We start from the raw sequence: 12767 nt of genomic DNA, 5'->3' as shown, positions 1-12767 counted from the left end.
CGCCCTCGCCAGCAAGCTGGCTCCCACAGGGCCAAGGCGCTCCAGGAGCTGCGTGGGAGCCAGCTTGCTGGCGAGGGCTAATGGGCAGTCACCGGATATGTATGGGCCATACCGGCTCTTTCACGAGCACGCTCCCCCCACAGGACATGCGCCAGCCGATTACAGTACGGGAGCTTCGGTGCCGATAAAATTGGCCAACTCCGCCGTGCGCGGGTTGGCGAACAGGGTTTTTGGGTCGCCCACCTCATGCACCTTGCCATGGTGCATGAACACCAGTTTGTCGCCAACTTCCCTGGCGAAGCGCATTTCGTGGGTCACCATGATCAGGGTCATGCCGTCGGCGGCCAGCTGACGCACCACACCGAGCACTTCGCTGACCAGTTCCGGGTCAAGCGCCGAGGTGATTTCGTCACACAGCAGCACCTTGGGAGACATCGCCAACGCCCGGGCAATGGCGACCCGCTGCTGCTGGCCGCCGGACAGTCGATCCGGAAAGGCATCGAACTTTTCTCCCAGGCCCACGCGTTCGAGCATCTGCCGCGCCAGGCGCGTTGCCTCGGCCTTTGGCACCTTCTGCACGACCTGAGGCGCGAGCATCACGTTCTCACCAACACTCAGGTGTGGGAACAGGTTGAACTGCTGAAACACCATGCCGACCTTCTGGCGCAGGGTGCGCAGGTCGGCACGCGCGGCGTCCAGATACTCGCCATCGACTTCGATCACGCCGTCGTTGATCGACTCCAGCCCGTTGAGCGTACGCAACAGAGTGCTTTTGCCCGACCCGCTACGGCCGATGATTGCCACGACCTGGCCTTCCTCGACTGACAGGTCAATCCCCTTGAGTACGTGATGATCGCCGTAATACTTATGCAGGGCGGAAATTCTAAGCAGAGGCATGCAGTTTCCTCTCAAGGCGGCGAGCACAGAGTGACAAGGGATAGCAGAGGATGAAGTAGCCCAGGGCAACGAAGCCATAGACCATGAAGGGCTCAAACGTGGCGTTGGCCAGCATGCTGCCGGTTTTGGTCAGCTCGGTGAAACCGATGATAGAAGTGACCGCTGTGCCTTTGACCACCTGAACTGAAAACCCCACGGTCGGCGCGACGGCGATACGCAGCGCCTGCGGCAGGATGACGTAACGCATCTGCTCCAGCGGCGTCATGGCCAGGCTGGCGGATGCCTCCCACTGACCTTTGGCGATGGATTCGACGCAGCCGCGCCAGATCTCGGCCAGATATGCACTGGTGAAAAGCGTCAGGGACAGCGCGGCTGCGGCCCAGGGTGAAATCTCCACGCCCATCAGCGCCACGCCGAAAAACACCAGGAACAGCTGCATCAACAGAGGCGTGCCCTGGAACAGTTCTATATACAACCCGGCCACAAACCTCGGCCCGGCCTTGTCGGACGTGCGCATGCCCATGATCAGCAAACCGATCAGCCCGCCGCCGATAAAAGCAACCAGCGACAGGGCCAGCGTCCATTGCAGGCCGGTGAGCAGGTTGCGCAGGATGTCCCACAACGTGAAGTCCATCAGCGGCTCCTCACGATATAGCGCCGTCCAACCCAGGCCAGCAATTGCCGGATCAGCAGAGCCATGCACAGATAAATCAGCGTGGTGACGAAGTAAGTCTCGAACGCACGGAAATCACGGGACTGGATGAAGTTGGCGTAGAAGCTCAGCTCTTCGGTGGCAATCTGGGAACAGACCGCCGAGCCAAGCATCACGATAATGATCTGGCTGCTCAGCGCGGGCCAGACTTTGCCCAATGCGGGGACCAACACCACATGGCGGAACGCTTCGAAGCGACTCATCGCCAGAGCGGCGGCCGCCTCCAGTTGCCCTTTCGAAATCGCCTGGATACCGGCGCGAATGATTTCGGTGGAGTAAGCCCCCAGATTGATCACCATCGCCAGCACGGCGGCCTGCCATTCGGAAATCTGCACGCCCAGTGAAGGAAGCCCGAAGAAAATGAAGAACAGCTGGACCAGAAACGGCGTGTTGCGAATCAGCTCGACGTAGACAGCGAATATCGTGGCGAAGGGCTGGATTTTCCAGGCCCGAACCACCGCCCCGATGATGCCGAGGCTGACGCCGAGCAGGGTGCCGATTGCGGTCAGCTCCAGAGTGAACAGCGCGCCACGCAGCAGCAAGTCCATGTTGTGCAGGACCGGAGCGAAGTCGAATTGATAGGCCATCGGTGGATCCCGCGCTCAGTAATCGGCAGTCAAAGATCGGCCGGCAGCGGCTGCTTGAGCCAGGTCACGGCGGCTTTCTCCAGCGAGCCGTCGGCCTTGGCGGCGTTCAGGATGTCGTTGACCTTGCTCAGCAGCTCCGGCTGGCCCTTGTTCACACCAACGTAAACCGGTGAGTCCTTGAGTTTCACTTTCAGTGCCGGAATGCGTTTGGGATTGCGCTCGCTGATCGCCACCATGACCACGTTGCCGCTGGCGATCAGGTCGGTCTGGCCGGCCAGGTAGGCAGCGATGGTCGAATTGTTGTCCTCGAAGCGCTTGATCGTGGCGCCTTTGGGAGCAACCGCGCTCAGCTCGATATCTTCAATGGCGCCGCGCGTGACGCTGATGGTCTTGCCGTTCAGATCCGCGATGTCCTTGATTTGCGCTTCAGGCGGGCCAAATACAGCCAGGTAGAAAGGTGCATAGGCACGTGAGAAATCAATGACCTTCTCGCGATCAGGGTTCTTGCCCAGGCTGGAAATCACCAGATCGACCTTGCCGGTGGTGAGGAACGGGATGCGGTTGGTGCTGTTGACTGGCGTCAGCTCCAGCTTGACCTTCAGCCTGTCGGCCAGCAGTTGGGCGGTGTCAATGTCCAGACCACGCGGCTTCATGTCCGGGCCGACCGAGCCGAAGGGCGGGAAGTCTTGCGGCACGGCGACTTTCAAGGTGCCTCGCGTCACGACATCTTCCAGGCCGTTGGCCTGAGCCGTGGCATGGCTCAGCATCAGGCTGGCAAACAGGGCAGCGAGCAGTGCGTTGGAACGCTTGGTCATTGGAATCTCCGAACTGAACGAAAGATAGGGACGAGGACGCCAGTGCACAGCCCATGCCATGGGCAAGCCAGGCCGCAGCCTTGGGGCACGCGGCGGGCTTTTGTAGTGCTCTGCTGGCTGGTGCGACGCCCTGCTTTAGCGCGCGCTGTTATTGCCCGCCCCATGCTTGGGCGCGGCTGTTGCCGGGTGACCATGCGTCGGAATTGCGTCGGTATCGCCCTCGATTCGGGAATGGGCTATAAGCTCAATCATGGGCCTTCATAGGGATACTCAATGATCATCCGCTTCCTGAATGTTCTGGAGGCGGCTATGATGGGCGTCGTTTTTAGCCTATGACTCTCGGAGACTTTCATGAGTAGCGATAAGATCAAACACGTCACCGACGCCAGCTTTGAAGCCGACGTACTCAAAGCCGACGGTCCTGTGCTGGTTGACTACTGGGCTGAGTGGTGTGGCCCGTGTAAGATGATTGCCCCGGTTCTGGATGAAATCGCCAGCACCTACGAAGGCAAACTGACTGTTGCCAAACTGAACATCGATGAAAACCAGGAAACTCCAGCCAAGCATGGCGTGCGTGGTATCCCGACCCTGATGCTGTTCAAGAACGGCAACGTCGAAGCCACCAAGGTAGGGGCCTTGTCGAAGTCTCAGCTGGCGGCATTCCTCGACGCTAATATCTGAAGTGTTTAAAGGCCCCGCTAATAGCGGGGTTTTTTTCGGGGTTCATACTGGACGCCTCGAAAATCAGGTGGTACATTCGGCCCCGCAACGGTTTCTCCGTTGCCCCCTGCTAGCCGTCGCCGACGCTCTCCTTTCGATTTAGTACGCGATCCTGTCGCCTTCTCTGCGGCGCGGCCTCATTAAGCCAAAAGCTTAATTCCCCCTCCATACATGATTACGTCATTCCTATATGAACCTGACTGAACTCAAGCAAAAGCCGATTACCGATCTGCTCGAAATGGCCGAACAGATGGGCATAGAAAATATGGCCCGTTCGCGCAAGCAGGATGTGATTTTCTCCCTGCTCAAAAAGCACTCTAAAGGTGGCGAGGAAATTTCCGGTGATGGCGTGCTGGAGATCCTCCAGGACGGCTTCGGCTTCCTGCGCTCCGCGGACGCTTCCTACCTGGCAGGCCCGGACGACATTTACGTCTCGCCCAGCCAGATCCGCCGCTTCAACCTGCGTACCGGCGACACCATCGTTGGCAAGATCCGCCCGCCGAAAGAAGGCGAGCGTTACTTTGCTCTGCTGAAGGTCGACACGATCAACTTCGATCGTCCGGAAAACGCCAAGAACAAGATTCTGTTTGAAAACCTGACGCCATTGTTCCCGACCGTTCGCATGAAGATGGAAGCCGGTAACGGTTCCACCGAAGACCTGACCGGTCGCGTGATCGATCTGTGTGCGCCAATCGGTAAAGGTCAGCGTGGTCTGATCGTTGCGCCGCCGAAGGCGGGCAAGACCATCATGCTGCAGAACATCGCTTCGAACATCACGCGTAACAACCCGGAAGTGCACCTGATCGTTCTGCTGATCGACGAGCGCCCGGAAGAAGTGACCGAAATGCAGCGTACCGTGCGCGGCGAAGTGGTCGCTTCCACGTTCGACGAGCCGCCGACCCGTCACGTACAGGTTGCCGAAATGGTGATCGAGAAGGCCAAGCGCCTGGTCGAGCACAAAAAAGACGTCGTCATCCTGCTCGACTCCATCACCCGTCTCGCTCGTGCCTACAACACCGTCATCCCTAGCTCCGGCAAGGTACTGACCGGTGGTGTCGATGCGCACGCCCTTGAGAAGCCGAAGCGTTTCTTTGGCGCGGCGCGCAACATCGAAGAAGGCGGCTCGCTGACCATCATCGCTACCGCGCTGGTTGAGACCGGCTCGAAGATGGATGAAGTCATCTACGAAGAGTTCAAGGGTACTGGCAACATGGAGCTGCCGCTGGATCGCAAGATCGCGGAGAAGCGCGTGTTCCCGGCCATCAACATCAACCGCTCCGGCACTCGCCGCGAAGAGTTGCTGACGGCCGACGACGAACTGCAACGTATGTGGATTCTGCGCAAGCTGCTGCACCCGATGGACGAAGTCGCCGCCATCGAGTTCCTGGTCGACAAGCTCAAGCAGACCAAGACCAACGACGAATTCTTCCTGTCCATGAAACGCAAGTAACAGACAGGTCGATTCAAAAAGTGGCGCTCTTCGGAGCGCCATTTTTTTTGCTCCCGTGCAGGTCATTAGCTGTCTTGACGGGCTGGAGCAGGTACGATGTGCGTCTATTTGAGTAAGTGGCCGGGTTAATGAAATTCAATGATCTAAGGGATTTCGTGCAGCAGCTTGAGCAGCGCGGAGAGTTGAAGCGCATTCAGATGCCGATTTCCCCCGTGCTGGAAATGACTGAAATCTGCGACCGCACCTTGCGTGCCAAGGGCCCGGCCCTGCTGTTCGAGAAGCCGGTCGGCTTTGACATCCCGGTGCTGGGCAACCTGTTCGGCACGCCTGAGCGTGTAGCAATGGGCATGGGCGCTGAGTCGGTCAGCGAGCTGCGGGAAATCGGCAAGCTGCTGGCCTTTCTCAAAGAGCCCGAGCCGCCGAAGGGGCTCAAGGATGCCTGGTCCAAGCTGCCGATCTTCAGGAAAGTCATTTCGATGGCTCCAAAGGTGGTCAAGGACGCGCCTTGCCAGGAGATCGTCATCGAAGGTGATGACGTCGATCTGAGCATGCTTCCCGTCCAGACCTGTTGGCCGGGCGACGTTGCGCCGCTGATCACATGGGGCCTGACGGTAACCCGTGGCCCGAACAAAGAACGCCAGAACCTGGGGATCTATCGTCAGCAGGTCATCGGTCGCAACAAAGTCATCATGCGCTGGCTCAGCCATCGCGGTGGCGCGCTGGATTTCAAGGAGTGGTGCGCCAAGCATCCCGGCCAGCCGTTTCCGGTAGCAGTGGCGTTGGGCGCCGATCCGGCTACTATCCTGGGCGCCGTTACGCCGGTGCCGGACAGCCTCTCCGAGTACGCCTTTGCCGGTCTGCTGCGTGGCTCGCGTACCGAACTGATCAAGTGCCGTGGCAACGACCTGCAAGTGCCGGGCAGTGCGGAAATCGTGCTGGAAGGCGTGATTCATCCGGGCGAGATGGCCGACGAAGGCCCGTATGGCGACCACACCGGTTACTACAACGAGGTCGACAGCTTCCCGGTGTTTACCGTGGAGCGCATCACTCACCGGATCAAGCCGATCTACCACAGCACCTACACCGGCCGGCCGCCGGATGAGCCGGCGATTCTGGGCGTGGCTCTGAACGAAGTGTTCGTGCCGATCCTGCAAAAGCAGTTTCCGGAAATCGTCGACTTCTATCTTCCGCCCGAAGGCTGCTCCTACCGGATGGCGGTGGTGACTATAAAGAAACAGTATCCGGGCCATGCCAAACGCGTAATGCTCGGCGTGTGGTCGTTCCTGCGGCAGTTCATGTACACCAAGTTCGTGATAGTTACTGACGACGACATCAATGCTCGCGACTGGAACGACGTGATCTGGGCCATCACCACGCGCATGGACCCCAAGCGCGATACCGTGATGATCGACAACACGCCAATCGACTATCTGGACTTCGCGTCACCGGTGTCCGGGCTCGGCTCCAAGATGGGGCTGGATGCGACGCATAAATGGCCGGGCGAAACCACTCGCGAGTGGGGCCGGGCTATCGTCAAGGATGAAGCCACGACACGTCGGGTCGACGAGATCTGGAACGAGCTGGGAATAGATTGATGCGCATAACCTTGCAGCCTTCGGGAGCGGTACTGGAAACCTTGCCGGGTGAGCGGATTCTCGATGCCGCTCAGCGTCTGGGCTATGAGTGCCCGCAAAGCTGTCGCAATGGCAACTGCCACGTTTGCTCGGCTTTGCTGGTAGAGGGTCGGGTTGTGCAGTCGGGTCAGGAGCATGACCACGGCGAGATCTATACCTGCCTGGCCGAGCCGCTGCAGGACTGCATTTTGTTGTGGGATGGCGTGCTGGCGATCGGTGAACTGCCGGTACGCAGCTTTGCCTGCCAATTGAGCGAGTGCGTTGAAGTCGGCGGCGACGTCTGGCGTGTGGGCCTGCGCGCTCCGGCTGGCAAGGCGCCGCGCTATCACGCAGGTCAATACCTGATGATTGAACGTGAAAGTGGCGAGAAGTCGGCGTTTTCCCTGGCGTCGGCGCCGCACAGCGGACGAGATCTGGAACTGCACGTTCTGGTGCGCGAAGACAGCGCACGATCCCTGCTTGAACAACTGCAACGCAACCGCATGGCGCGCGTCGAGCTGCCGTTCGGCGATACGCATCTGGCCGAGCTGCCCGATGGCCCGTTGATCCTGATTGCGGCGGGCACTGGCATGGCGCAGATGCACAGCCTTATCGAACATTGCCGCGCCAGGGGCTTCAGCCATCCCGTGCACTTGTATTGGGGAGTGCGGCGGCCCGACGACTTCTACGAGATCAGCCACTGGGATGAATGGGCGAAGCTGCCCAATCTGTTCCTGCACAAGGTCGTCAGTGACCTTTGCGGTTGGGAAGGGCGCTGCGGTCTGCTGCACGAAGCCGTTTGCGAGGATATCAAGGACCTGTCTGGCGCACACGTCTACGCCAGTGGCTCGCCCGCAATGATTTACGGCACCCTTGATGCGTTGGTCGAGGCCGGGATGGACGCCCATCAGATGCGCGCAGACGTTTTCGCCTACGCGCCGCGTCCTTGAGAGCTGACTGACGGCCTTCAGGCTGGTTTGCAAATTGCTTTATCCGCTTGACCCGTCCGGGGACGCCAAAAGCTCGTCGGACACTTCTGTATATCCGAAACTGATCGCAACATGACCTTTCGCCATGGACTGGCGGCCGGTCGGCAACTTCTGACAGCCATGCTGTCAGGGAGGCAAATGGAAAGTCCCATCAATGAGCTGGCGGTGGCCATACATGACGGCTTGGGTCTGACCTATCCGCCGGTCATCGATCTTGGTCCGCAGCTGACCCGTGAGCAGCTGCTGGCGTCAATGAACGCCACCTTGCAGCAGCACAAGGGCGGGCCGGTCTGGTTGTTCGCCTATGGCTCTCTGATCTGGCGTCCCGAATGCACGGCGGTGGAGCGTCAGCGTGGTCGGGTCCATGGTTATCATCGCGGCCTGTACCTGTGGTCACACGAGCATCGCGGCACGCCGGAGGCTCCGGGCCTGGTGTTCGGTCTGGATCGTGGAGGCTCATGCACGGGATTCGCTTATCGCCTTCCTGACGAGGACCTTGAGCAGTCGCTGCTCGCACTCTGGCAACGCGAAATGCCGTATCCCTCTTATCGCCCACATTGGCTGAGCTGCCGGCTGGCTGACGGAAGAAAAGTGCAGGCTCTGGGCTTCGTTCTGGAGCGGCATTTGCCCAGCTATGCGGGCAATCTGCCTGACAGCGTGCTGACCCAGGTGCTGGCCAGCGCATGCGGGCGGTACGGCACCACGCTTGATTACGTGGAGCAGACCGCCAACGCTTTGCGCAGCCACGCCATGCCAGATCTGAATCTGGAGGCGCGGCTCAAACGTTGCTGTCTGGTGAGCGCCTGAATCAGGCTTTCACGGCGCGGGCACTGCTGGCAACCTGCTTGTGGCCCAGCGTTGGGGCCAGGAACGCCATCGCCAGCACACATGCGCCGATCAGCAGTACGAAACCACCATCCCAGCCAAAGTGGTCAACCGTATAACCCATCGCGGCGCTGGCCGCGACCGAGCCGCCAAGGTAGCCGAACAGGCCGGTGAAGCCCGCCGCCGTGCCGGCCGCTTTCTTGGGCGCCAGCTCCAGTGCCTGTAGACCGATCAGCATGACCGGCCCGTAGATCAGGAAGCCGATGGAGACCAGTGCGATCATGTCCACGGTTGGATTGCCTTCCGGGTTCAGCCAGTACACCAGGGTGGCGATGGTCACCAGGAACATGAACACCATGCCGGTCAGGCCGCGATTACCCTTGAAGATCTTGTCGGACATCCAGCCGCACAGCAGCGTGCCCGGAATACCGGCCCACTCGTACAGGAAGTAAGCCCACGAGGTCTTGTCGACGGTGAAATGCTTGGCTTCTTTCAGGTAGGTCGGTGCCCAGTCCAGCACGCCGTAGCGCAACAGGTAGACGAACACGTTGGCCATGGCGATGTACCACAGCAGCTTGTTGCGCAGCACGTACTTGACGAAGATTTCCTTGGCGCTGAATTCTTCTTCGTGGCTCGCATCGTAGCCTTCCGGGTAATCGTTCTTGTAGTGCTCGATAGGCGGCAGACCTACGGACTGAGGCGTGTCACGCATGGTCGCGAAGGCGAATACCGCAACCAACAGCGCTACCGCTGCCGGAACATAGAACGCCGCATGCCAGTCGTTGAACAAGCCCATGCCCAGCAGGAACAGCGGGCCGATCAGGCCGCCACCAACGTTGTGCGCCACGTTCCACACCGACACCACACCGCCGCGCTCCTTCTGCGACCACCAGTGCACCATGGTCCGCCCGCTTGGCGGCCAGCCCATGCCTTGTGCCCAGCCATTGATGAACAGCAGCACGAACATGATCGTCACGCTGGACGTCGCCCAGGGCGCGAAACCAAAGATGAACATCACGCCGGCAGATACCAGCAAGCCGAAGGGCAGGAAGTAACGCGGGTTGGATCGGTCCGACACCAGGCCCATCAGAAATTTCGAAAGCCCGTACGCAATCGCAATCGCCGACATCGCCACGCCCAGCTGACCGCGGGTATAGCCTTCTTCGATCAGGTAAGGCATCGCCAGCGAGAAGTTCTTGCGCAGCAGGTAGTAACCGGCGTACCCGATGAAGATACCGGCGAAGATTTGCCAGCGCAGGCGGCGGTAGGTGCTGTCGACTTTTTCTTCAGGCAGGGGTGCCTGATGCTTGGCGGGACGGAAAAACGCAAACATGTTGACGCTCCGAATTATTGTTTTGGTGTGCGGAAGCGAATATTACATTTTCGTTACAGAAAAAAGCAGCGGCTTTCGGTCGGATTTTCGTAGGAATGTGAATTACCAGTGTTGTTTTGTGAGCGAAGTACACCTTCAGAGCGATCGCCCGTCTCCTTGGTAGTGGTCTGAGCAATCCTTGCTCGCCACGTCCGTTATCACTATTCCAGCGCCGTTCATTTTGTGCATGAACTTTGCGATTGGTCCTACGCATCAGCAGGACCTCATCACCTTATGGATGCGGCGCACGCTCCTTACCATCGTGGCCAAGTACAAGGGAGCAGGCGATGCCGAGCATAATCGAAAGTTGCGAACGACATCCGGAGCGGCGTTACGGCGGTTTTCTGCCGACAGGAATCAAAGCATTGATGGTTGGTGCGGTTGAACCACCGGAGGATGTCTGAATGAGCAGACTGCTGATTTCCTTGCTCATCGGACTCTGGCTTCCGAGTACCCTGCACGCGGCCGACAGTTATCCGGTGCCGCGCTCCATGCCAATGGAGGACTATCCCAGAGAGCTACGCGGCATACCCGCGAAGGCCAGTGTAACGGTGCGAATTTTCATCCAGGCGGACGGCAATGTACGCTTCCTCGAAGTCGTGAGCGCGACCGATCCGCGATTCATTGAGGCAACCAAAAAGTCGGTCGAACAGTGGCAATTCGAACCCTGGACGCCGCCGGCTTCCAGTCCGGAAGGCGAGGCGGTGAAAGTGACCGTCTCTTACACGGGCAAGCCAGAAACAGGCTTGGGTCTGGCCAACAATCTCGAACTCAAGTCAGTACGCTGCCACCAGCTCAATACGCAGGTACAGCGGAGTCGGGATGCATGGGTTGGAAAACGGGCGGATAGCGAGCTGAAAATCCTGCATGAAACAGAACACTTTTTGAGCAGCAACCCTGTGATTTCTCAATTTCTTTCGCTCGCGGAGCGTGATGCCTTGGTCAGCGAATTCATCAAGGCAACGCCATATGTTGTCGAGCAGTGCAAAAAACACCCAATGCGGAAATACGTGGACTTTCTCCCGCTTAATGTGAGGCAGCACCTGTAGCGATAAGCGTACTCCACGGTGCATGCGGGACGTCACTCAGATATGCCCGCAAGGCTGGGAGCAGTCGAGTGGGCCTGACGTCCTCGCGAACGAGTCCGCCCCTACAGATGAAATGCGGTATTGGAGCGGACTGGGCGGCGCACCGCTTGTCCGCGAAAGGAAGACTGGCTTGTTGGGCTCGTTGAAAAATCTGCCTGGAGTAACGGCTTACTCCGCCAAACCCGTTGTCACTACCACTTTCCCCACCGCCTTCCTCGTGGCTAATGATTCAATCGCTTCCGCCGCCCGCTCAAGTGGATAAACCTTCGACACCAATGGCTTGATCAACCCCTCTTCAAACCATGTAAACAACTGTGCAAAGTTGGCCGCATTGTCTTCCGGCTGGCGTTGGGCAAATGCGCCCCAGAAGACGCCGACTACCGCCGCGCCTTTGAGCAGGGCGAGGTTGACCGGAAAGTCCGGGATGCGGCCACTGGCGAAGCCGATTACCAAGAGGCGGCCATTCCAGGCGATGGCGCGTACGGCCTGATCGAAAAGGTCGCCGCCTACCGGGTCGAAGATAACGTCGGCACCGTTGCCGTTGGTGAGACGTTTGATTTCATCCTTGAGGCTGGTCTCGGTGTAGTTGATGAATTCGTCCGCGCCTGCGTTACGGGCCACTTCAAGTTTGTCGGCGGAGCTGGCGGCGGCGATGACCCGGGCGCCGAGCGCCTTGCCGATTTCCACGGCGGCCAGACCGACGCCACCGGAAGCGCCAAGCACCAGCAGGGTTTCGCCTGCGTTCAAGTGACCGCGCTGCTTGAGGGCATGCATGGCAGTGCCGTAGGTCATGCTGAACGCGGCGGCTGTATTGAAATCCATGCTCGGCGGGACCGGCAGCAGGTTGTAGCCTGGTACGGCGACCTGCTTGGCGAAAGCACCCCAGCCGGTCAGGGCCATGACCCGGTCGCCGGGTTTGAAGGCTTTTACCTTCTCGCCCACTGCTGCGACGACGCCCGCCGCTTCACCTCCGGGGGAAAATGGGAAGGGCGGTTTGAACTGGTACTTGCCTTCAATGATCAGGGTGTCCGGAAAGTTGACCCCGGCGGCGTGGACGTCGAGCAGAACTTCATTGGCTTTGATGACAGGGCTGGCGATCTCTTCGAGCACCAGGCTGCTGGCGGGACCGAACGCTTTGCAAAGCACGGCTTTCATCGGACTATTCCTTTTCCATTGATGGCCGATAAAGTCGGATATGTAGGTATGCGGGTCAATCAGCATGACCCCGCCTGATGAATGCTCATAAGCGCTAAGCTGTGGGTGGCACATGTATTTGAAGGAGTGGACTGTGAAAGCGTGGATTCTGATGTTGTTGGCCTTGTCACTGCCCACCGTGGCGCTCGCTGAAGAAGCGAAGGAAGAAGGTCCACCGAAAGTGGCCTATGTCTCGCTGACACCTCCGTTCGTGGGCAACTACGCGCTGGACGGCGGCCCTAAACTGCGTGTCTACAAGGCCGACATCGCGCTGCGCGTCACCGGTGCTGACGCCGAAGCGGCGGTGAAGCGCAATGATCCGTTGATTCGTAACCAACTGGTGGCGCTCTTCACTCAGCAGACCGTCGAAACCATGAGCAGCGCCGAGGCGAAGGAAAAGATTCGTCAGGAAGCGCTCAAGCAGGTTCAGCAGGTCATGAATACTGAGGAAGGCAAGCCGGTCGTCGAGGATCTGCTGTTCAACAACTTCATCGTCCAGTAACGC

The 12767-nt window shown here is 59.2% G+C and carries 13 protein-coding genes; 7 read left to right on the top strand and 6 right to left on the bottom strand.

Features of this window, described 5'->3' with window-relative positions:
* Window positions 1-159: 159 nt before the first annotated feature.
* From J3P77_RS21295 to J3P77_RS21280, 4 genes are read right to left on the bottom strand one after another with little or no spacing between them, the layout of a single operon-like run.
* Window positions 160-897, bottom strand: coding sequence for an amino acid ABC transporter ATP-binding protein (locus J3P77_RS21295; RefSeq protein WP_434678546.1), 738 nt, complete (start codon window positions 895-897; stop codon window positions 160-162).
* Window positions 884-1534, bottom strand: a complete 651-nt coding sequence (locus J3P77_RS21290) for an amino acid ABC transporter permease (RefSeq protein ID WP_434682095.1) — start codon at window positions 1532-1534, stop codon at window positions 884-886. The genes J3P77_RS21295 and J3P77_RS21290 overlap by 14 nt, the downstream gene beginning before the upstream one ends.
* On the bottom strand, window positions 1531-2196 hold the full coding sequence (locus J3P77_RS21285; protein ID WP_434678545.1) for an amino acid ABC transporter permease: 666 nt from the start codon (window positions 2194-2196) through the stop codon (window positions 1531-1533). Before J3P77_RS21285 ends, J3P77_RS21290 begins: the two co-directional genes overlap by 4 nt.
* Window positions 2197-2225: 29 nt before the next feature.
* Window positions 2226-3011 carry a transporter substrate-binding domain-containing protein gene (locus J3P77_RS21280; protein WP_434678544.1) on the bottom strand — a complete coding sequence of 262 codons (786 nt, stop codon included), beginning with the start codon at window positions 3009-3011 and terminating at the stop codon, window positions 2226-2228.
* Between the two features lie 351 nt (window positions 3012-3362).
* Between J3P77_RS21280 and trxA the strand changes: the two genes are divergently transcribed.
* The 5 genes from trxA (at window position 3363) to J3P77_RS21255 (ending at window position 8590) form a co-directional block, all read left to right on the top strand.
* Window positions 3363-3692 (top strand): thioredoxin TrxA, encoded by a 330-nt coding sequence (gene trxA / locus J3P77_RS21275; RefSeq protein WP_125829741.1) that lies wholly within the window; start codon window positions 3363-3365, stop codon window positions 3690-3692.
* Between the two features lie 229 nt (window positions 3693-3921).
* Window positions 3922-5181 carry a transcription termination factor Rho gene (rho, locus tag J3P77_RS21270; RefSeq protein ID WP_434678543.1) on the top strand — a complete coding sequence of 420 codons (1260 nt, stop codon included), beginning with the start codon at window positions 3922-3924 and terminating at the stop codon, window positions 5179-5181.
* Between the two features lie 128 nt (window positions 5182-5309).
* Window positions 5310-6776, top strand: a complete 1467-nt coding sequence (ubiD, locus tag J3P77_RS21265; protein ID WP_434678541.1) for a 4-hydroxy-3-polyprenylbenzoate decarboxylase — start codon at window positions 5310-5312, stop codon at window positions 6774-6776.
* The gene (locus J3P77_RS21260) at window positions 6776-7744 is read left to right on the top strand and encodes a CDP-6-deoxy-delta-3,4-glucoseen reductase (protein ID WP_434678539.1); all 969 of its coding nucleotides are present in this window, start codon (window positions 6776-6778) and stop codon (window positions 7742-7744) included. The genes ubiD and J3P77_RS21260 overlap by 1 nt, the downstream gene beginning before the upstream one ends.
* 177 nt (window positions 7745-7921) lie before the next feature.
* Complete coding sequence (locus tag J3P77_RS21255) at window positions 7922-8590, top strand: gamma-glutamylcyclotransferase (protein ID WP_434678538.1); 669 nt, start codon at window positions 7922-7924, stop codon at window positions 8588-8590.
* A gap of 1 nt (window position 8591) precedes the next feature.
* Here J3P77_RS21255 and glpT read toward each other — a convergent pair whose 3' ends face one another.
* Window positions 8592-9941, bottom strand: coding sequence for a glycerol-3-phosphate transporter (glpT, locus tag J3P77_RS21250; RefSeq protein WP_434678536.1), 1350 nt, complete (start codon window positions 9939-9941; stop codon window positions 8592-8594).
* Between the two features lie 443 nt (window positions 9942-10384).
* Here glpT and J3P77_RS21245 point away from each other — a divergent pair, with 443 nt between their 5' ends.
* Window positions 10385-11029 (top strand): energy transducer TonB, encoded by a 645-nt coding sequence (locus J3P77_RS21245; protein ID WP_434678535.1) that lies wholly within the window; start codon window positions 10385-10387, stop codon window positions 11027-11029.
* A 207-nt stretch (window positions 11030-11236) separates the two neighbouring features.
* Here J3P77_RS21245 and J3P77_RS21240 read toward each other — a convergent pair whose 3' ends face one another.
* Window positions 11237-12223: an NADPH:quinone oxidoreductase family protein gene (locus J3P77_RS21240; protein WP_434678533.1), complete on the bottom strand. Its 987-nt coding sequence runs from the start codon at window positions 12221-12223 to the stop codon at window positions 11237-11239.
* A gap of 133 nt (window positions 12224-12356) precedes the next feature.
* On the opposite strand from J3P77_RS21240, the gene J3P77_RS21235 reads away from it, so the two are divergent.
* Window positions 12357-12764, top strand: a complete 408-nt coding sequence (locus J3P77_RS21235) for a flagellar basal body-associated protein FliL (RefSeq protein WP_434678532.1) — start codon at window positions 12357-12359, stop codon at window positions 12762-12764.
* Window positions 12765-12767: the final 3 nt, after the last annotated feature.

Source organism: Pseudomonas sp. R1-18 (assembly GCF_051132095.1).
GTDB lineage: Bacteria > Pseudomonadota > Gammaproteobacteria > Pseudomonadales > Pseudomonadaceae > Aquipseudomonas.
This window is presented reverse-complemented; position numbering and strand designations above follow the sequence as displayed.

Excerpts from the sequence above, each read along its gene's own strand:
- J3P77_RS21240 (WP_434678533.1), bottom strand. The coding sequence starts at position 12,223 with ATGAAAGCCGTGCTTTGCAAAGCGTTCGGTCCCGCCAGCAGCCTGGTG.
- J3P77_RS21280 (WP_434678544.1), bottom strand. The coding sequence starts at position 3,011 with ATGACCAAGCGTTCCAACGCACTGCTCGCTGCCCTGTTTGCCAGCCTG.
- trxA (WP_125829741.1), top strand. The coding sequence starts at position 3,363 with ATGAGTAGCGATAAGATCAAACACGTCACCGACGCCAGCTTTGAAGCC.
- rho (WP_434678543.1), top strand. The coding sequence starts at position 3,922 with ATGAACCTGACTGAACTCAAGCAAAAGCCGATTACCGATCTGCTCGAA.
- J3P77_RS21255 (WP_434678538.1), top strand. The coding sequence starts at position 7,922 with ATGGAAAGTCCCATCAATGAGCTGGCGGTGGCCATACATGACGGCTTG.
- J3P77_RS21285 (WP_434678545.1), bottom strand. The coding sequence starts at position 2,196 with ATGGCCTATCAATTCGACTTCGCTCCGGTCCTGCACAACATGGACTTG.
- glpT (WP_434678536.1), bottom strand. The coding sequence starts at position 9,941 with ATGTTTGCGTTTTTCCGTCCCGCCAAGCATCAGGCACCCCTGCCTGAA.
- J3P77_RS21295 (WP_434678546.1), bottom strand. The coding sequence starts at position 897 with ATGCCTCTGCTTAGAATTTCCGCCCTGCATAAGTATTACGGCGATCAT.
- J3P77_RS21260 (WP_434678539.1), top strand. The coding sequence starts at position 6,776 with ATGCGCATAACCTTGCAGCCTTCGGGAGCGGTACTGGAAACCTTGCCG.
- ubiD (WP_434678541.1), top strand. The coding sequence starts at position 5,310 with ATGAAATTCAATGATCTAAGGGATTTCGTGCAGCAGCTTGAGCAGCGC.
- J3P77_RS21245 (WP_434678535.1), top strand. The coding sequence starts at position 10,385 with ATGAGCAGACTGCTGATTTCCTTGCTCATCGGACTCTGGCTTCCGAGT.